The sequence below is a fragment of the Kitasatospora sp. MAA19 genome, assembly GCF_029894125.1.
Lineage (GTDB): Bacteria > Actinomycetota > Actinomycetes > Streptomycetales > Streptomycetaceae > Kitasatospora.
The window spans coordinates 36,984-55,600 of sequence record NZ_JARXYZ010000047.1 but is presented as its reverse complement, the minus strand read 5'-3'; the positions used below and the strand labels follow the sequence as shown (position 1 = coordinate 55,600).

The 18,617-nt window shown below is 68.7% G+C and carries 11 protein-coding genes and 5 pseudogenes; 10 read left to right on the top strand and 6 right to left on the bottom strand.

Annotated features, from left to right (window positions below; translation table 11 throughout):
• Positions 1-60 precede the first annotated feature (60 nt).
• The gene (locus P3T27_RS37780) at positions 61-5,025 is read left to right on the top strand and encodes a type I polyketide synthase (protein ID WP_280685859.1); all 4,965 of its coding nucleotides are present in this window, start codon (positions 61-63) and stop codon (positions 5,023-5,025) included.
• Positions 5,026-5,161: 136 nt separating this feature from the next.
• On the top strand, positions 5,162-6,415 hold the full coding sequence (locus P3T27_RS37775; protein WP_280685854.1) for an MFS transporter: 1,254 nt from the start codon (positions 5,162-5,164) through the stop codon (positions 6,413-6,415).
• Positions 6,416-6,444: 29 nt separating this feature from the next.
• On the opposite strand, the gene P3T27_RS37770 is transcribed toward P3T27_RS37775, so the two are convergent.
• Positions 6,445-7,080, bottom strand: a complete 636-nt coding sequence (locus P3T27_RS37770; protein ID WP_280685853.1) for a dihydrofolate reductase family protein — start codon at positions 7,078-7,080, stop codon at positions 6,445-6,447.
• Positions 7,077-7,892 (bottom strand): phytanoyl-CoA dioxygenase family protein, encoded by an 816-nt coding sequence (locus P3T27_RS37765; protein ID WP_280685852.1) that lies wholly within the window; start codon positions 7,890-7,892, stop codon positions 7,077-7,079. Before P3T27_RS37765 ends, P3T27_RS37770 begins: the two co-directional genes overlap by 4 nt.
• A 351-nt stretch (positions 7,893-8,243) precedes the next feature.
• On the opposite strand from P3T27_RS37765, the gene P3T27_RS37760 reads away from it, so the two are divergent.
• The 3 genes and pseudogenes from P3T27_RS37760 to P3T27_RS37750 form a co-directional block, all read left to right on the top strand.
• Positions 8,244-9,176 (top strand): LysR family transcriptional regulator, encoded by a 933-nt coding sequence (locus tag P3T27_RS37760; RefSeq protein ID WP_280685851.1) that lies wholly within the window; start codon positions 8,244-8,246, stop codon positions 9,174-9,176.
• Positions 9,177-9,688: 512 nt separating this feature from the next.
• Complete coding sequence (locus P3T27_RS37755) at positions 9,689-10,270, top strand: hydrolase (protein WP_280685858.1); 582 nt, start codon at positions 9,689-9,691, stop codon at positions 10,268-10,270.
• 91 nt (positions 10,271-10,361) lie between these two features.
• Positions 10,362-10,469: pseudogene (locus P3T27_RS37750) on the top strand (IS481 family transposase); the annotation flags it as partial.
• 159 nt (positions 10,470-10,628) lie between these two features.
• Here the strand turns inward: P3T27_RS37750 and P3T27_RS37745 are convergent.
• From P3T27_RS37745 to ispH, 4 genes and pseudogenes are all read right to left on the bottom strand, one after another.
• A pseudogene (locus tag P3T27_RS37745) lies at positions 10,629-10,794 on the bottom strand (pirin family protein); the annotation flags it as partial.
• Positions 10,795-12,644: 1,850 nt separating this feature from the next.
• Positions 12,645-12,835 (bottom strand): annotated as a pseudogene (locus tag P3T27_RS37740) (4-hydroxy-3-methylbut-2-en-1-yl diphosphate synthase); the annotation flags it as partial.
• Positions 12,832-13,302, bottom strand: a pseudogene (locus P3T27_RS37735) (1-deoxy-D-xylulose-5-phosphate synthase); the annotation flags it as partial. The pseudogenes P3T27_RS37740 and P3T27_RS37735, both read right to left, overlap by 4 nt.
• 170 nt (positions 13,303-13,472) lie before the next feature.
• Positions 13,473-14,423: a 4-hydroxy-3-methylbut-2-enyl diphosphate reductase gene (ispH, locus tag P3T27_RS37730; protein ID WP_280685850.1), complete on the bottom strand. Its 951-nt coding sequence runs from the start codon at positions 14,421-14,423 to the stop codon at positions 13,473-13,475.
• Between the two features lie 702 nt (positions 14,424-15,125).
• Between ispH and P3T27_RS37725 the strand changes: the two genes are divergently transcribed.
• From P3T27_RS37725 to P3T27_RS37705, 5 genes and pseudogenes are all read left to right on the top strand, one after another.
• Positions 15,126-15,845 carry a methyltransferase domain-containing protein gene (locus P3T27_RS37725; protein ID WP_280685849.1) on the top strand — a complete coding sequence of 240 codons (720 nt, stop codon included), beginning with the start codon at positions 15,126-15,128 and terminating at the stop codon, positions 15,843-15,845.
• Positions 15,846-16,075: 230 nt separating this feature from the next.
• Positions 16,076-16,378 (top strand): hypothetical protein, encoded by a 303-nt coding sequence (locus tag P3T27_RS37720; protein ID WP_280685848.1) that lies wholly within the window; start codon positions 16,076-16,078, stop codon positions 16,376-16,378.
• Positions 16,379-16,468: 90 nt separating this feature from the next.
• Positions 16,469-17,299, top strand: coding sequence for a methyltransferase domain-containing protein (locus tag P3T27_RS37715; protein ID WP_280685847.1), 831 nt, complete (start codon positions 16,469-16,471; stop codon positions 17,297-17,299).
• A 628-nt stretch (positions 17,300-17,927) separates the two neighbouring features.
• Positions 17,928-18,128, top strand: coding sequence for a transposase family protein (locus P3T27_RS37710; RefSeq protein ID WP_280685846.1), 201 nt, complete (start codon positions 17,928-17,930; stop codon positions 18,126-18,128).
• A gap of 96 nt (positions 18,129-18,224) precedes the next feature.
• A pseudogene (locus P3T27_RS37705) lies at positions 18,225-18,522 on the top strand (IS1380 family transposase); the annotation flags it as partial.
• Between the last annotated feature and the right edge of the window lie 95 nt (positions 18,523-18,617).

The window sequence follows — 18,617 nt, the reverse complement described above, 5'->3', positions numbered from 1 at the left end:
CAGCCCTCCGAAGTAGACGCCGTCGAAGCCCACGGCACCGGCACCCGCCTCGGCGACCCCATCGAAGCCCAAGCCCTCCAAGCCACCTACGGACAAGACCGCCAACAACCCCTCTGGCTCGGCTCGGTGAAATCCAACATCGGCCACACCCAGGCCGCCGCCGGCGCCGCCGGCATCATCAAGATGATCCTCGCCATGCAGCACGGGGTACTGCCCCGCACCCTCCACATCGACGAACCCACCCCCCACGTCGACTGGACCGCCGGCGCCGTCTCCCTCCTCACCGAACAGCAACCCTGGCCCGCCCACGACCGCCCCCGCCGCGCCGCCGTCTCCTCCTTCGGCATCAGCGGCACCAACGCCCACGTCATCCTCGAACAACCACCCGTCACCGACAGTCGCCAGGCCCCACCGCAGCGCACACTGCCCTGCGTTCCTGTGACAGTCTCCGGGCACACCCCGGCAGCCTTGCGTGCTCAAGCGGCGCAGCTCGCCGATCGGGACGACGCTTCGGTGCTGGACGTCGCGTACTCCCTCGCCACCACCCGCACCGCCCTCGAACACCGGGCGGTCATCGTGGCAACGGATCCGGCCGACCACACTCAGGCGCTCCGTGCGCTCGCCCGCGGTGGTAGCCACCCAGGTCTCGTCACCGGCCGGGGTGACAGGGGGACCCTGGCCATGGTGTTCTCCGGCCAGGGCAGCCAACGCCTCGGCATGGGCCGCGAGCTGTACGACACCTACCCCGTCTACGCCGACGCCTTCGACACCGCCTGCACCGAACTCGACCCCCACCTCCCCCACCCGCTACGCGACATCGTCTTCAGTGACGACGAAACCCTCCTCAACCAAACCCAGTACACCCAGCCCGCCCTGTTCGCGCTGCAGGTCGCCCTCTACCGCCTCTGGGAACACTGGGGCATCACCCCCGACGTCATCACCGGCCACTCCATCGGCGAAATAGCCGCCGCCCACATCACCGGCATCCTCACCCTCACCGACGCCGCCACCCTCATCACCCACCGCGCCCACCTCATGCAAGCCCTGCCCGAAGGCGGCGCCATGGTCGCCATCACCACCACCGAAGACGACATCCGCCCCCTCCTCCACGGCCACGAACACCACGCCGGCATCGCCGCCATCAACAGCCCCACCTCCCTCGTCCTATCCGGCGACCACACCACCCTCACCGAAATCATCGACAAACTCGACCGACACCGCACCACCTGGCTCCGCGTCTCCCACGCCTTCCACTCCCCCCTCATGGAACCGATCCTCGACGAACTCCGCACCGTCATCAGCCAGCTGACCCTCTCCCCACCCGCCATCCCCCTCATCTCCACCCTCACCGGCCAACCCATCGACCACACCGACCCCGAACACTGGATCCGCCACGCCCGCCACACCGTCCGCTTCGCCGACGCCATCACCCACACCCCAGCCGACACCTACCTCGAAATCGGCCCCAGCGCCTCCCTCACCCCCCACCTCCCCACCAACACCATCGCCTCACTGAACCCCAAACACAGCGACACCCGGTCCCTCACCACCGCCCTCGCCCACCTCACCGCCCACGGCGCAAACCCCCACTGGGACCACTACTTCACCAACACCGGCGCACAACGCACCCCCCTCCCCACCTACCCCTTCCAACACACCCGCTACTGGCTCGACAACCGGCCGTCCGACGTGGTCGATCTCGGTGCGGCAGGTCTGGACAGCAGTGGGCACGCTCTGGTGACGTCAGTGATCGCTGATCCGGAGTCGGGCGGGCTGATGTTCCTCGGTCGCATCGGTGCCGATGCGCATTCCTGGCTGGCCGATCACGTCGTCGCGGGCCGCATGGTGTTGCCGGGTACCGCGTACGTCGATCTCCTCCTGCACGCGGGCGCGGCGTGCGGGCTGTCCCAGCTGGACGATCTGACGCTGGAAGCACCGCTGGTGATTCCACGGGACACCCCGATAGACGTCCGCATGACCGTCGAGCCGCCTGACGCGGCGGGCCGTCGGACGGTGCGTGTGCACAGTCGCGGCTCGGATCCCGACAGCGCGTGGAACCGGAACGCCAGGGCCGTCCTCACCGCTCCGGCTGCGCCGTCCGCGCCGTCCGTGCCCGACGGTCCGGGTGAGTGGCCCCCGCCGGACGCGCAGCCGCTCGACCTCGCATCGGTCTATCCCACGCTGGCGGCTCACGGGTTGGACTACGGCCCCGTTTTCCAGGGCCTGCGTCATGCCTGGTCACGACCGGGTGAGTTGTTCGCCGAAACGGCCCTTCCCGAGGGCACCGACGTGACCGGGCACGTGCTGCACCCCGCGCTGCTGGACGCCGCCCTGCATGCCATCGGTTTCGGCGGTCTCGTGGACGCGGGCGAAACCGGTCCGCGGTTGCCGTTCGCCTGGCGCGGCGTGCAGGCCGGCCCGCCCGGCGCGACGACCCTGCGGGTACGTCTGGCGGTCGTCGGCCCGGACACCGTCACGCTCCAGTTGTTCGACGGCAGCGGACGCGTCATCGGCAGTGTGGACGCCCTCACCCTCCGCGGCGTACCGGCGGATCACCCGTCGACGACTGCGCCGCGGTCGCTGCTCGACGTGCGGTGGCAGGACCTTCCTCCCGCACCCGATGCCCAGCCGTCATGGTGGGTCATGCTCGGGGAGGACGGACTCGGGCTGGCGTCGCTGCTGCGGGGCGTCGGCGGCCGGATCGAGGAGCACGCCGACCTCGCCGGTCTCACCACGGCTGTGGCCGCCTCCGGCGCGACGCCCGATGCGGTGTTCCTCGCACCGACGGCACCGGAGGGCTCCGACGTGCCGACGGCCACCGCTCGGCTGGCCTCCCAGGTCCTCGCGTTCCTGCGGACCTGGCTCACCGACCAGCGTTTCGCCGGGACACGTCTCGTGCTGGTCACCCGGGACGCCACGACGGATCCCGTCGCCGCCGCGCTCGCCGGACTCGTCCGGGCCGCCGAGGCCGAGCACCCGGGCCGGCTCGCCGTGGTCGACATCGGCTCCGGTACGGACCGCCTCGACCGCCGGGTGCTCGCGGCGGCGCTCGCCTCCGGGGAGCCGCACGTCACCCTTCGAGGCGGTGCCGCGCAGGTGCCCCGGTTCGCCGCGCTCGCCGCGTCCGACCCGGCTGCGGTGGATCTGTCGGCCGGTACCGTCCTGGTCACCGGAGCCTCCGGAGCCCTTGGCCGGCTGGTCACCCGCCACCTCGTCGACCACCACGGGGTGCGCGACCTGCTGCTCGTGAACCGCAGCGGCGAGATGGCCGGGCTTCGCGCCGAACTGGAGAGCGCGGGAGCGACCGTGGAGGTGGCCGCCTGCGACGTCGCCGAGCGGGACCAGGTCGCCGCGCTGCTGTCGTCCCGGCCGGTGCGCGCCGTCGTGCACGCTGCCGGCGTGCTCGACGACGGTGTGATCGAGTCACTGACCGACGAGCAGCTCTCCCGGGTGCTGCGCCCGAAGCTCGACGGTGCCTGGAACCTGCACGAGCTCACCGGGGACACGACGCTCCTCGTGCTCTTCTCGTCGATCGCGGGGATCCTCGGCTCGGCGGGGCAGGCGGCCTACGCCGCGGCGAACAGCGCGCTGGACGCGCTCGCCGCGCACCGGACCGCCCGTGGGCTCCCCGCGCTCTCCCTGGCCTGGGGCCCCTGGACCACCGAGATCGGCATGTCCGCGGGCCGGCGGCGGCTCGAACGCGCCGGGGTGGTGCCGCTGAGCCCCGAGGAGGCGCTTGCGCTGTTCGATGTCGCCTTGACCAGGCCCGAGCCGCTGCTGGTGCCGGTGCACCCGGACCTCGCCGCGCTGAGCGCCGCGGCGCAGCGGCACCAGGTGCCGCCGATCTGGCACGGACTGGTCCGCCCGCCCGCGAAGGACGCGCCCCGCGCCGGACAGGACGCGTCGCCCCGGTTCGGGCAGCTGTCCGCGGACGAGCGCGACCGTCAGCTCCTGGGCCTGGTCCGCCGGGAGGTGGCCACGGTGCTCGGCTACTCCTCGGTGGACACGCTCGACGGCGAACTCGCTTTCTCCGAACTCGGATTCGACTCGCTGACCGCCGTGGATCTGCGGAACCGGCTGGAACAGGCGACCGGATTGCGGCTGCCGGCCAGCCTGGTCTTCGACCACCCGACCGCTCCCGATCTCGTGCGATTCCTGTCCGCCGAATTCGGTTCGGCAGCGCCGGAATCCACCGACCCGCAGGACACTCTCGGCGCATTGTTCACCGAGGCGTGTGAACAGGGAAGGATGGACGAGGGCATCGAACTGGTGAGCTTGGCGGCGCGTTTCCGGCCCGCATTCCGGACGCCGGAGGAACTCGGCCGGCGCCCCCACCCGGTACCGCTGTCCCGTGGGTCGGCCGAGCCGATGCTGCTCTGTTTTCCCGCCGTGGTGGCGATGTCGGGAGCGCACCAGTACGCGCGGTTCGCCGCCGCCCTGCGCGACAGTCGCAGCACCGTGGTCCTGCCCGAGCCCGGATTCGTGGCCGGCGAGAAGCTTCCGGCGGATGTGACCGCCCTCGTCGACGTGCAGGCGCAGGCGGTGCTCGAACAGGCCGCCGGGGCGCCGTACGCCCTGCTGGGCTACTCATCGGGCGGCTGGATCGCGCACGAGGTGGCCCGGCGCCTGGCGGAGACGGACGCGCCGCCGAGCGGGGTCGTGCTGCTGGACACCTACCTGCCCCGGGAGATGAACCCCCGGCTCAACCAGGCCTTCACCCACGGGCTGTTCGCCCGGCGCAGCGAACTGGTATCAACCGACCACGTGTCGCTCACCGCCATGGGTGGCTATTTCTCGGTGTTCGGCGCCTGGGAGCCACAACGTTCCGGTGTGCCGACGCTCTTCCTGCGGGCCGCCGACGCGTTGCCCGACGCCGACGGGAAGCCGCTGCCGGACTGTGACTGGGGTCCCGAGTGGGCCCATTGCGACACGGATCTGGAGATCAGCGGCGATCACTTCACGATCGTCTCGGAGCACGCGGAGAGCACCGCCCGGACCGTGGACGCGTGGCTGGGCGCACTCTGACACGTCGGCCCTCGGCGAGGCACAACCGTTGGCTGTGTCTCGCCGAGGGCCGGTTGTTTGACCCTGCCGCCGGACATCGGCTTGGATCCCCCCTGGTCAGGAGCGGGATCGTCCGATGGAACGGAGCGGGTACGGCATGCGGGGCGAACAGGCGCTGCGGCGGCAGTTCGGGTGGCTGTGGGCGGCGTACGCGGTGAGCACCTTCGGTACGTGGCTCGCCTTCGACGCCTTTCCGATCATCGCGATCCAGGTGTTGCACGCCGAGCCGAGGGAGGTTTCGGCGCTGGCGGCCGTGGGGCCGGCGGTGGGCGCGGTGATCGCGTTGCCGCTCGGCCCGTGGGTGGAGTTCCGGCGCAAGCGGCCGGTCATGATCGCCATGGATCTGGTCCGGTTCGCGACACTGCTGACCGTTCCCGCGGCGTACGCGCTCGGGCTGCTCAGCTTCTCCCACCTGATCGTCGTGTCGATGGTGGTGGGCGCCGCCGACATCACCTTCACCGCGGCGAGCGGCGCGTGCCTGAAGGCGCTGGTGCCCCGCGACGATCTGCTGGTGGCCAACGGTCGGTTCGAATCCACGACCTGGACCGCCACCATGCTCGGACCGCCGATCGGCGGCGCGGCGATCGGGCTGGTCGGCCCGGTCGTGACGGTCATGGCCAACACGGTCAGCTTTGTGCTGTCGGCGGCGGGAATCCGGGCCATGGGAGGGAACGAACCGCAGCCGGCGCGGTCCCCGGGGCGGCGAATGCGCGCAGCCGACGTGCTCGAGGGCTGGCGCTACATCCTGGCCCACCCGTCGCTGCGTCGGCTGTTCTTCAACGTGCTGCTGTTCAACGGCCTCGTCATGGCGGTCTCGCCGCTGATGGCGATCATCATGCTCGGCGAGCTCGGCTTCACGCCGTGGCAGTACGCTCTCGCGTTCGCGGCACCGTGCCTGGGCGGCCTCCTCGGCTCCCGGCTGGCTCGCCGACTCGTCCCGCGATTCGGACAGCACCGGGTCATGCTCGTGGCGGGGACGGTGCGCACGTGCTGGCTGATCGGGCTGGTCTTCGTCCGCCCCGGCGTTCCCGGTCTGCTGCTCGTCATGACGGTCGAGTTCGGACTGATCACCTGCTGTGCCGTCTTCAGCCCCGTGCTGGCCACCCATCGCCTCAACCAGATCCCGACGGGCATCGTCGCCCGCGCGCTGTCCGCCTGGGCGGTCGCGGGCAAGGCCAGCACCGCGGCCGTGACCGCCCTGTGGGGCGTGCTGGCCGGCTTCACGGGCCCGCGCGCCGCGGTCGCCGTCGCCGGCCTCGCCATCCTGGCGACCCCGCTGCTGCTTCCCCGGCCCGATCGCGCGGGGCCGCTACCGGAGCCGGTGCCTCAGGCGCAGCTGTCCTCCTCTTGAGGCGCCGACGTCAGCTTGAGGCACCGGCGTCAGCGGACGACCCGGTAGGTGATGTGCGTGGCCAGGTCGGTCGAAACCACCTTCCGCGGTTCGAGAACCGGGTCTCCGGCGTTCTCCAGCAGGCGCTCGCCCGCGCCCAGCAGGATCGGCCGGAGGTGGATGGTCAACTCGTCGAGCAGGCCGGCGGCGAGGTACTGCCGCACCACCGTCACCCCGCCCGCGAGCGAGACGTCCCGGCCGACGGCGGCTGCCCGTGCCTGTTCGAGTGCGGACTCGATGCCGTCGGTGACGAAGGTGAACGTGGTGCCGCCCTTCATCTCCAGCGGTTCCCGCGGGTGGTGGGTGAGCACGAACACCGGCGCGTGGAACGCCGGCTCCTCACCCCACCAGCCCCGCCAGGTCAGGTCCCAGGGGCCCGCACCGCCACCGAACATCCGCCGGCCCATGATGTAGGCGCCGATGCCGTGCATGGCCTCCGCCAGGACTACGGAGTCGGCCGACTCCTCGCCGCCCTCCAGACCCCGGTGCTCGTGCCACGCCCTGGTCCCGAGCAGCCACTGGTGCAGGCGCATCCCGCCCACGCCGACCGGATGCTGCGGGCTCTGGTGGGGCCCCGCAGCGAATCCGTCGAGGGACATGCCGATGTGCGCGGTCACCGCCGTCATGGCCGGGGCGCCTCCGCCAGCAGGTCGGAGACCCGCGGGTAGCGGTCGTCGGGCAGCTGCTGGCCGGGCACCAGGTCCTCGTCCATCCGCTGGTGACCCGGGCGCGGCTGGTAGATCGCCGACGCGCCGGTGTAGGAGATGATGAAGGCCAGCCGGGTCCCGTCGGAGTGGTTGCCGTGGCTCCCGTGCCCGAGGGTGCTCTGGTGGAAGGTGACGTCCCCGGCGCGCATCGGTACCGTGACGCGCGGGTACCACTCGAGTTCCGGCCACTCGTTGAACATGTAGGTCGTCGCGTGGCTCTTCACCGCCGACATCTCGGCCCGATGCGGCTCCGGGCGCTTGTGCGAGTCGGGCAGGAAGATCAGGCAGCCGCGCTCGACCGGCACGTCGACCAGGGCGACCCAGGCGTTCACGTTCATCGGGGCGTCGAGCGGCGTGAGCGTGAGGTCCTCGTGCCAGATGGTGGGCACCTCGTCATGCGGGTGCTTGGCGTACGCCTGCCCGCTCCACACCCGCATCGGGGTGCCGGCCAGCTGCTCCGCCGCCGCGGCGACGCGGGGGTGACGCACGAGGCCGGTCATGGTGTCGTGCTTCCACCAGGGGTCCGAGGTGGTCCTGAGCGCGGTACCGCCACCGCCCATGCCGGCCCGCCGGCCGTCCTCCTCGATCGTGTCCAGCGCGATCTCGCGCCACCGCGCCACTTCGTCCGCGGGGATCAGGCCCGGGATGCGCGCGAATCCGTGTTCCCGGAAGTCCGTGATGTGTTGTTCATCGACAATGAAGGGTGCGTCCGGAGGCGTCACTTTGGTCATCAGCTTCCCTTCGATTCCAGCCGTCTTGAAAGTCAAGTCACATTCCTAACAGCTGCGCGCACCGGATGCCTAGTGAACCTTTGTTCACGTCGCGGAGACCGGGGAAAATCCGCGCGCCGAATCCGTTCGCCTCACGTTCCACGTCAGATGAATAGGACGCATTGCCAGCACGGTTTCGACTTCACGTGCTGCGGGCTCGTGCAGAATACCGGGCCTTTTCGCTCCGCCGCACGCCTCACCGACCACCGACCCGTCGCCACGGGGACCGGAGCCGGCCGGCGGACGCCCGCCACCGGCGGCGGCGGGAGTGGCGCGCCGCGCGTCCACCCCAGGGGAGATAGGTTCTGCCCCGTGGATCTCAACGCCGTTCGCACCTTCGTCGCCGTTGCCGACGCCGGCCAGTTACAGGCCGCCGCCGACGACCTGGGGATCACCCAGCAGGGGGCCTCAAAACGCGTGGCGGGCCTGGAGCGGGAGCTCGGCGTACAGCTCTTCACCCGGATCGCCAGAGGCGTCCAGCTCACCGTCGACGGAGAGGCCCTGCTACCCCACGCACGCGAACTTCTCCGGGCGGCCGAGCGCCTCACGGCGGCCGTGACCCCGGGACGCAGGCCGCTGCGGATCGACGTCGTCGGCCGCAGGATCGCGCCCTCCAACATCCTTCGCGACTTCTACCAACAGCACCCCGACATCCAGCTCGATGTCGTCACCCTGGCCAACGCCGACGCCGCGTCGGCACTGGCGGAGATCAGCGCCGGGACCCTGGACGCGACGTTCAGGTCCCTCCGGGCCTCGGCCGGCGTAGCCCCCGAGGGGCTCCGGTCATCGCGCGTCATCGACGACCGTCATGAGCTCCTGGTCGGCCCCCGGCACCCGTTGGCGAACGCCGAGACCGTGACCCTGGCCGAGCTCACCGGCCACCTCATCTGGATGCCCGGCATCGCCGACGCCGAGCCGATGGGCTACTACGAGGACCTGGCGAAGGCGTTCGGGCTCACCATCGACACGATAGGGCCGAGCTTCGGCGTCGAAGTGCTCCTCACCGAGATCGCCCGCTCGAACCGGCTCGCCACCTTCGTCGGCGAAGGCTCGCGCTACCTCTGGCCGGAAAGCTACAACCTCTGCCGGATCCCCATCGTCGACCCGGCCCCCGTCTACCCCCTCTCGGTGATCTGGCGGTCGGACAATCCGCACCCCGTCCTCGCGAACTTCCTCGACTACCTCCACGACAGGTACCGGAAGACCGCCCGCGACGACGTGTGGACCCCGACCTGGGCACGCTGAGGGCCGACCGCGACCGCATCCGGGCAGCCGGCACGGTACCCGCCTCGAAGGACCCGCTCGGGACCCGGAAGGACGCGCGCATGGTAGTGGGTTCCGCCACGCGACACCCACGGATCCGGTCGCCACCCCATTTCTGGCCGGAAAGCATCGTCGAATTGCCGGACAACCGCCCACGCCCCGCGCGCACGGCACCTTTACACATTTCGCGCACCCTTCCGGAAACAGTAGGGTTTCGTGCGCCACCGGGAAACGGTAGGGTTTCGTGCGCCACCAGGTGAGGACTTGCACCACGGATCCGGTGGCGACCCGGTCGAACTGCCCGGTCACGGGCCGGCCGGCCATATTCCAAACCTGTCTCCACTCCGTCATGAACGCGCACACCGCATCGGAATTCATGACTCCGGATCCTGTCGCCGCACAACCTTCGGCCGATCAGCTGTCACGGAGTCGTTCGAGCCACGGCGCGTGGCGTGGCGCTGATGACGCGAGTACCAAAACTGGAAGGGCGCAACGTGCCGGTCACCAAGCTCGACGCGGGAACTGCTCTCGTACTCATCGACCTGCAGAAGGCCACGGTCGGCGCACCCTGTGTGCCGCACACCGGTCCCGACGTCGTGACCCGTGCATCCGAACTCGCGGAGGCGTTCCGCGAGCGCGGCGCCACGGTCGTCCTCGTCCGCGTGACCGAGTCCGAGGACCGGGCGGACGGTACGCCGGGCCGCAAGGACGCACCGACCTACACGGGCCCCATGCCGACCGGGTGGGACGAGATCGTCGAGGAGCTCAGCGGCCACCCCGGCGACATCGTGATCACGAAGCGCAACTGGGGCGCGTTCTACGGCACCGATCTCGATCTGCAGCTGCGCCGTCGCGGCATCACCCAGGTCGTGCTCGGCGGCATCGCCACGAGCATCGGCGTGGAGTCCACCGCTCGCAACGCGCACGAACTCGGCTACCACGTCACGCTCGCCACCGACGCGATGGCCGACATGGATCCGGAGGCGCACCACAACAGCATCGAGCGGATCTTCCCGATGCTCGGGGAGCGCGGCACCTCCGCCGAGATCATCGAAATGCTGGCCAAGAGCAACTGATGCGTCCTGGCTGCACTGACCACGGAGGTTGGTGACCGGGCCCACGGCTGGCGGAACTTGAGATGAGTGAGGGCCTTCTGGCCCGGTATGGATTGCGACATCCGCACCAGCGCCAGAAGGCCTCCCGCCACACCGCAACGCACCCCTGACCGAGACCGGACGCCTGCGCCCGGCCCGCTGCGCGGTCGAGAACGGCTGGCACACCACCCCAGACGCGCGAATCGACATGGCATCTCGACAGGACCCATGCGTCCGATCAGCGTGCCCCGCGCCCTCCACAGCCCCACCCGCCGCGCCATCCGGATCCACCCCCCGAGGAGGACCGCACCCGCACGCCTCCCGCGCACGCTTCACCAGGTCAGCGCACCCGTCCGCGCGCCTTCAGTGGCGTGGCGGGGAGTTCGGGGGCGGGCAGGCGGGCGCCGTCGTAGCCGTGGACGTCACCGAAGCGGGAGGTGGCCATCCAGTCGTCGCGGGGCCTGGGTGATCTCCTCGCCGGTGCGCCCGATGAAGTTCCACCACATAGCACGCTTTCGGCGGTTCGTCCCAGCTCAGGGACTTGATCGACCATCCGGGGTCAGCAAAACGTCAGCAAGACGCCCGGGGAGCGAGATCGATCATGGCAACCACCAGCCTCATCCGCGGCGTGGGTTCCTTCTTCAAGGAGTGCGAGTACCCCGAGTCCCGGTGGCCCCGGTGCCCGCACGAGTACAAGATCCGGTACCGCAACGCGGCCGGGAGGCAGGCGGAGGAGTCCGGGTCCACCACCCAATCACCCCGGCGAGCTGGCCCTTCTGCCATGTCTGGCGCTGAGCCCCCTGTCGGGTTCGAACCGACGACCCCCGCTTTACAAGGATTGGCATGGCCCACCCGCTCCGACCTGGACATCGCCCCACCTGCGCCCGAGCAGACCACCGGCCCATGGGCGTCCCCGAGTGACCATCACGTACCGCCCGATCCGGCACGGCTATGGCACGCACACCACCCCTCGACGCGAACTGCTGGCAGAGCGGCGGCCACTGAGGCCTGCGGAGCGCCCTGCGGTGCCAGGCCGGTGTTCCGGCGATCACCCGGGGCGCCGGCTGTACGCCAGGGCGAACCGTCAGGCCCGGACTCTACGTTCTTTCTGGTAACGGTCAACACAGATGAGACGTACGGGAAGTGGGTGCGCATGACCCAGCTGGAGCGGAACTGCCCGGCGGCCCTGCTGCTGCCCGAGGGGCCGGTCACGGACACCGCCGCCGTGCTCGCCGCGGCCCGCGGCCTGCACGCCTGGGACCCGCGGCGGCCGGCGGTCGGGCAGCTGCTGGAACACCTGCCGGACCACGGCGACGACGCCCGGGCGCAGGTCTCCGCACCAGGGCCGGAACCAGCTCGCACCGTTCGACGACTCGAACGTCATCCCCACCCCGACGGCCCGCATCGAACGCCGACAAGCCGCCACCGGCCTCATCAACGAGCACCACCGAGCAAGCTGACCATCCGACAAACCCCCAGCCCACAGCCAGTGAAGCCATTTTGAAGCACTACTGGCTGCTCGGCCTGGATGATCTTGCGGTGTTAGGATTTTCAGGTCGGAATGACTCGCCACAGGCCCTGAATCGCCCTCGTAGACATGAGCGGAGAGTGTCGTGCCGAAAACCCACACTACTCCGGCGGGAGAATTTTCGCCGACGTTATTACCAATAGCTTTCGTCGGTCCTCACGGTGTCGGATCAATTTGCCTTTCCTGGCCGGAAGCCCAGCCGATACGCGAACCCCACGAGGTCCGTTCGAGCGATGACGTCCTTTTGTTTGACGGACCCGGCATGGCCCAGGAAGCGAGGCGGTTCTCGATCGAGTTGGACGTCGAGCTGCCGCCTGTCGCGGCTGTGGCCTCCGTTTACGGTCCTGACCTAGCCGGGCTATACGGAATGGACGAGTGCCATGGATAATGATCAGAACGGCTGCGAAGTGTCCCAGCCGGTCGCTGACTGGGTTCTCAGCTCGGTCCAGGTCAGGATCCTGGAGGGTGTTGCGGCCGGCTTCTCCAGCGGGCGACTTTCGAGAGAGTTATACCTCAGTTCGAAGACCATTGACTATCACGTCCGCGTCATGTCCGACAAGCTGCAGGCGCCGAATCGTGTCGCGTTGGTTTCGAGGGCGTTCGTCCTCCAGATTCTGCGAACAGATTCGTGGCCCCCGCGCATTGCGTGTGAAACTGTGGATTAATGCTCGGTGGTTCGCGAGATCGCAATCCGCACATTCTACATGAACTGCATGAACTGCATTTTGTGTCATGTTTCCTGGACGTTTACTTTATCTCGCTCCTTCTGGTCAGGTCGGAGGTCAGGCGCTGACCGGCCACGAGTGCGCGGGCCACGCCGTGACCTGGCTCGGCGATCTGCTGCGGCGTGGCGTCGATGTCGGCGGTGGACGTGGTGGTCACGACTGCACCGACACCGGCGCGACGCCGCCGACCGGCACCGTGCCCACCATGATCCGGCGGGAGGTCCGCCGCGTGGCCACCGAGAGCGGGACCTCGCCCTTGCGTGGCAAGGGCATTCCCAAATCGACGGTCGTCAATGTTCCTCCCCTGAGTGAACCGGCCAGGTACCGGGGTCGTCGATGCCTCCTGACGCCGGTGCGGCGTCGAGACCGGCCAGCGCACCTACCGCGATGATCAGCACGTCCAGCCGGCCGGAACGGCACAACACGTCAATCCCGTTGAACGTGGCGGTGGCGGGCCGGTCCTCACCGGCGGGACCTTTGGGGAACCGCAGCAGTGTCGGACCTTCGTGCCACGCCACCGCCTCAGCCAGCAGTTCGGCCAGCCGGGTGCCGTCCCGCGGCGCAGCGATCCGCAGCCCCGGCACCACCTGCAGCACCGACAGGTCCCACATGCCGTTGTGGCTCGGCCCGTCGTCGCCGGTCACCCCGGACCGGTCGAGGACGAACGTCACCGGGCGGCGGTGCCGCGCGACGTCCATGAGCAGTTGGTCGAGCGCGCGGTTGACGAACGTGGAGTAGATGGCCACCACTGGGTGCACGCCGTGTGTCGGCTGACGCCTGGAAGGACCCTCATGGCATGTGGTGGCCGCGGCTGGTCGGACAGGTCGGAACGACGGCCGACGCGGCTCACCGCCGACGCGCTCTTGCCGACCGAGTCCTTGCCGGCGCCATCAGCGACAGGGGTCGCCCGGTCTCGATCGGTCTCGATCGGTCACGGCACGTCCGCCACTCCGGTCAGCCGCGAGGGCGGGGAGAACACGATGTCCTCGGTCGCCACCCTTTCTACGGACGTGTCCACGTAACCCAGTTCGGCGAGCCGGTCGAGCAGCTGGTCGACGAGGATCTCCGGCGCGCTCGCCCCGGCGCTCACGCCGACCGTACTCACGCCGGCCAGCCACGCGGGGTCGAAGTGGGTCACGTCCGGCACCAGTTCGGCCCTGCCGCCGAGCCTGCGCGCCACCTCGACCATCCGGATCGAGTTGCTGGAGTTGGTCGAACCGACCACCAGCACCAGGTCGCACCGGTCCACAATGGCCCTGATGCCGTCCTGGCGGTTCTGGCTGGCGTAACAGATGTCGTCGGTGGCGGGCCCGCGCAGGTCGGTGAACCTGCGCTGGAGCACGGCGATGATGTCCCTGGTCTCGTCCACCGAGAGCGTGGTCTGGGTGAGGTAGGCGACCGGTGCGTCGGGGGGAAGGTCCAGTGCCTCCGCGTCGGCAACCGTCTCGACGATGACCGTCTGATCGGGAGCGTGCCCGTAGGTGCCCTCGACCTCCTCGTGGTCCGCGTGTCCGACCAGCAGCAACGTCCGCCCGTCGCGGGCGAACCGGCGGGCCTCCTGGTGCACCTTGGCCACCAGGGGGCAGGTCGCGTCGAGCACGTCCAGCCCGCGTGCGTCCGCGTTCTGCCGCACCTGCGGGGAGACGCCGTGCGCGGAGAAGACACACACCGCGCCCTCCGGTACCTCCTGCTCGGAGTCGACGAACCGGACTCCCCGGCGCTGGAACTCGCGCACCACGTAGTGGTTGTGCACGATCTCCTTGCGGACGTAGATCGGCGCGCCGTGCTGTTCCAGCGCGAGGTCGATGATGGCTATCGCCCTGCGTACACCGGCACACAAACTCCGTGGCTCAGCCAGCAGGACCTGCTTACCGTCACTCATCCCACTCCGTTCCGTGCCATGACGTTTGCGTCGGAACGTCTGGCTTGCGTTGCCGAACAGGGCATCCACGCCGGTCGGTAGAAACCGAGCCCTTCTCAGGAAGTCTTGTCTGCCGTTTGGTGCCGGCTTAATAGCCGGACTCGAAGTACGGCCTTGGGTGCCGCCCAGCAGCTACCAATCTGCAGGGTACTCCAATCCAGTCCTCACGCCGTCTTCTTTGGGGTTTTTCCTAAAGTCGAAGATGCTCACGCCGCGTCGTTGACACGACCATGGTTGTCCTCCAGGATGGAATCCAATAGCCGCCACTCAATTTCGGCGCGACTCAAGATTCCGGATCATGAGGGCGGCTCTACATTTCGAACGAGGCGCTGCCCATGCCGCAAGCCATGGAATCCGGTCCGGCGATCCTTGTTTAAACCACGCATCCTCGCCAAAATCATGACGAGCACAGCGTAACAACCAAAGCAGGCCATTCGCCAACGTCGTCGGCATCCGAGCTCTGGAGGAGTGACTGTGTCAAATCTGGATGAACTTTTGAGTTCGCCTCAAACAGCGCTGGAGCCTCAGGATGAGGTAAGAATAGTTGGCCAATACTACGACGACAAAACAGCTAGGCTTGTTCGCAAATACGGGCCTGGACCCAGGATTCACTATCACGTAGGTCACTACCCTTCCTCTGAAACGCCACTACATCCTCACGATGTGACGCCGGATGATATTCGCCGCAGCATACGGCATCATCAAGAGGGTTTGCTGCGGTATGCGGCCAAGATCTGGGGCGCTGAACACCGGCTGTCGGGGAGAATCCTGGATGTCGGCTGCGGTCTTGGCGGGGGCTCGCTCTTCTGGGCACAGGAATACGGCGCCGACGTCACGGCGGTCACCAATGCGCCGGAACACGCGCCGATAGTTGACGGGTTCGCGCAGGAATGCGGTTTGGGCGGGAAGGTCCGAACACTGGTCTGTGATGCAATGCATCTCCCCTTGGACGGCCCCTATGACGCAGCAGTAGCAATCGAGAGCAGCGGATATTTCAACCGTCCTCTGTGGTTCGAGCGTCTGGCGCGCGTGCTTCGTCCAGGCGCGAGTGTCTGCATCGAGGAAGTATTCACTACACGCCCTCACGGGGCCGATGTGTGGGCCGAATACTTCTACACGAAACCGGCTACGGTGCTCGACTACGCAGAAGCCGCGCAGTCTGCGGGTTTCGAATTGGTCGACGAAGTCGACGCTACGTCAGAAACCTTGCCGTTCTGGGAGGAGAGTACCGCCTGGACGAAGGCGGTACTGGACAGCGACAGCAGCCTTTCAGCAGTTGACCGCAGGAACCTGAGGATATCTCTGATGGCGAACCAGGCGCTTGGCGCTGAATGGCAAGCAGGGGGCTTGCAGCTGGGCTTCTTGCGCTTCGAGCTGAAGTGAGCAAGGAACGGGACAAGATGCCGGAAATCCGCACGCAAGCTGGGCTGCCGGACAAGTAATGTAATGGGCGCCTCATGTTGGCGGATTCTCGGGGTCCTCGCAACACCTGATGGCTTACGTGGTTGTCAGTGGTTTTCAGTAGATCACGCAGGCGCTGGGCTGGGGTTGCCCAGCGCCTGCGCAGCGGGTTTCCGCCCGCCTTTCGATGTGACTGCCGGATTCCAGGGCGGTTGACTGACATCCTCGCCGCAGAGGGTCTGTCATCGGCCGACATGGACCAGCTCGTCGTCGACGGCTGGTACACGAAAGACGCCGCGGACAAGCCCGCCGTCGAGGTAAACGGCGGCGGCCAGCCGGTACAGCTCCGAGTCGCGCCGCACCACGAGAGCCCTGGGGACGACGGGCCTCCGCAACGCCACACCTTCGGCGGCCAAGGTCTCAAGGACTACGTCAGCCGTATCCACGTCGCCGACCATCTCCTCGACGCGTTCCCCGGCAGGTGGCTCGCGGTCGACCCGCAGGACCTGCGGTGACGTACCACCACGATCATTCGCGGGCTCACCGCCGGTACGGCTGAACCGCCGCCGACTTCCCGCCACCTTCACAACGATACGGAGTTCCTCATGACGCTCGAACAGTCTCCCGCTCACGGCGACGTCCGCAACGTGTACGACGGGTTCGGTCGGATCTACGGTTCCGTCTGGGGCCCCAATATCCACTACGGCTACTGGGAGAACGAGGCCGACGACAGCTCCGTCGAGGAAGCCACAGACCGCCTGACCGACCTGATGATCTCTGGTCTCGCCGCGCAGGCCGGCCAGCGGGTCCTGGACATCGGCTGCGGCATCGGCCATCCCGCGCAACGGCTCGTCCGCGCTTGTGACGTGAATGTGGTGGGCATCACCGTCAGCCAAATCCAGGTGGAGGAGGCCACGGAACTCGCGGCCGCGGCTGGGCTCGCCGACCGGGCCACGTTCCAGTTCGCGGACGCGATGGACATGCCCTTCCCCGACGGCTCGTTCGACGCGGCCTGGGCGTTTGAGTCGATGTGGCACATGCCCGACCGTGGCCAGGTGCTCTCCGAGGCCGCCCGCGTCCTGCGCCCCGGCGGCCGCCTCGCCATCGCCGACGTCATCCAGCGCGGCCCGGTCAGCCCTGAGGGACGCGTGGTCCTGGACCACATCCTCGAGAACTACGCGGTGCGCTCCTTGGGCACGGTGGACGAATACCGGGTGGCGTTGGCCGCCAACGGTTTCGTCGACGTGGAGATCCGTGACATCACCGACAACGTCATCCGTACCCTCGGGCTCATGGCCGACGCCTTTGAGACTGTCAGCGACAAGCTGTCCGATCTGGTCGGCAAGGAGCAGGCCGACTCGCTCATCGACTTCGTGCGTAGGTTCGGGGCCATCCCGGAGAGCGGCTACCTCTTCCTGACCGCGGTCCGCGCATGACCGCGGGCGCCGTCCCCGGTTTTCAGCTCGGCGTCTCATGGCGTAAGGCTGAGGTCGAAATACTTCCTGACGCTTCCTGAACAGTGAGCCTTCGCCATCTTCGAACGTGCTGGTCGGAGGCGCTGGCGTGGCGGCTCTTCGAGATGCTCGTGCTGGCCGTGGGCGGGAGTCTGCGGTCTTGATCGTCTGACTCGGTGACCGGGGCGGTTTCGCTGGCTCCGCCGCGCTGCTGCCCCGGTGCCGCCTGCTATCCGCTTGATGGTGGAGTCCGAGATCGCGGAACGGATCGCCGCGCGGCGTGCGGAACTGGACGAACTCGAAGAACAGCTGGCCAAGCAGCTTGCCGATGTGCGGGCCGAGCGCGACGAACTCGCCGTCGCCGAGCGGGTCTGGCACCGGATGGCCGAGCAGCTCGCCGACGAACACGCGGCGGCGGCTCCGGTGGTCGGGCAGGTCGCGGGCCGCTCGGTGTTGCTGGTCCCGCAGCGAGAGGGCGGTACGGCCGAGACCGCGCTGCCGCCGGAGTATCAGCGCATCCTCGCCGTCGTTCGCCGGGCCGGGGCACCAGTGGCGACCCGGGCGGTCGGCGAGGTGCTGCGGCACGACCAGCGCCTGCTCGACCTGGCCGGTGGCCACCCGCGCCCGCAAGCTCACCCCGGGCCAGAAGCAGGCCAACCGCGCACTGGCCGCCGGACGCGCCCCCGTCGAACACGGATTCGCCCACCTGAAGAACTGGCGGATCCTCACCAAGCTCCACACCGACCCCGGCCGCGCCACCGCGCTCCTGCGCGCCCTGCTCGTCCTCACCGGTCTCGAAGTCAACCGCTGACGGACGATCAAGACCACAAGACTCACCGACGCCATCCACGCCGCGGTGCTGAGCCTCCCGGCCACCGCTCGAACGGCCGCCGTCGAGCCGGGCGATGAGATCCGCGACGGAGCCTGGGTGGCCGAACTCGACGGCGACTGCCTCAAGGGCTGGCCGGCGGGGATGCAGCTGATCGTGCGCAAGGAAGGCCCGCACCCGGGTGTCCAATGGCGATTCACCGACGCCGACGGCATGCGTCTGACCTGCCTCGCCACCAACCCAAGGACATGCCGATCGCCGTACTCGAACTGCGTCACCGGCCGCAGGCCAGAGCCGAGGACCGCATTCGCGCCGCCCGCACAACCGGCCTGCGCAGCCTCCCCTCCACGACACCGCGCAGAACCGGATCTGGCTGTGGAACCCGGCGCCCACCCGACGCGACAGCCGGGCCACCGGCAGGCCCATCACCAGTCCGACAAGCCGAAACGGCCCGCCAGTTGAACCGACGGG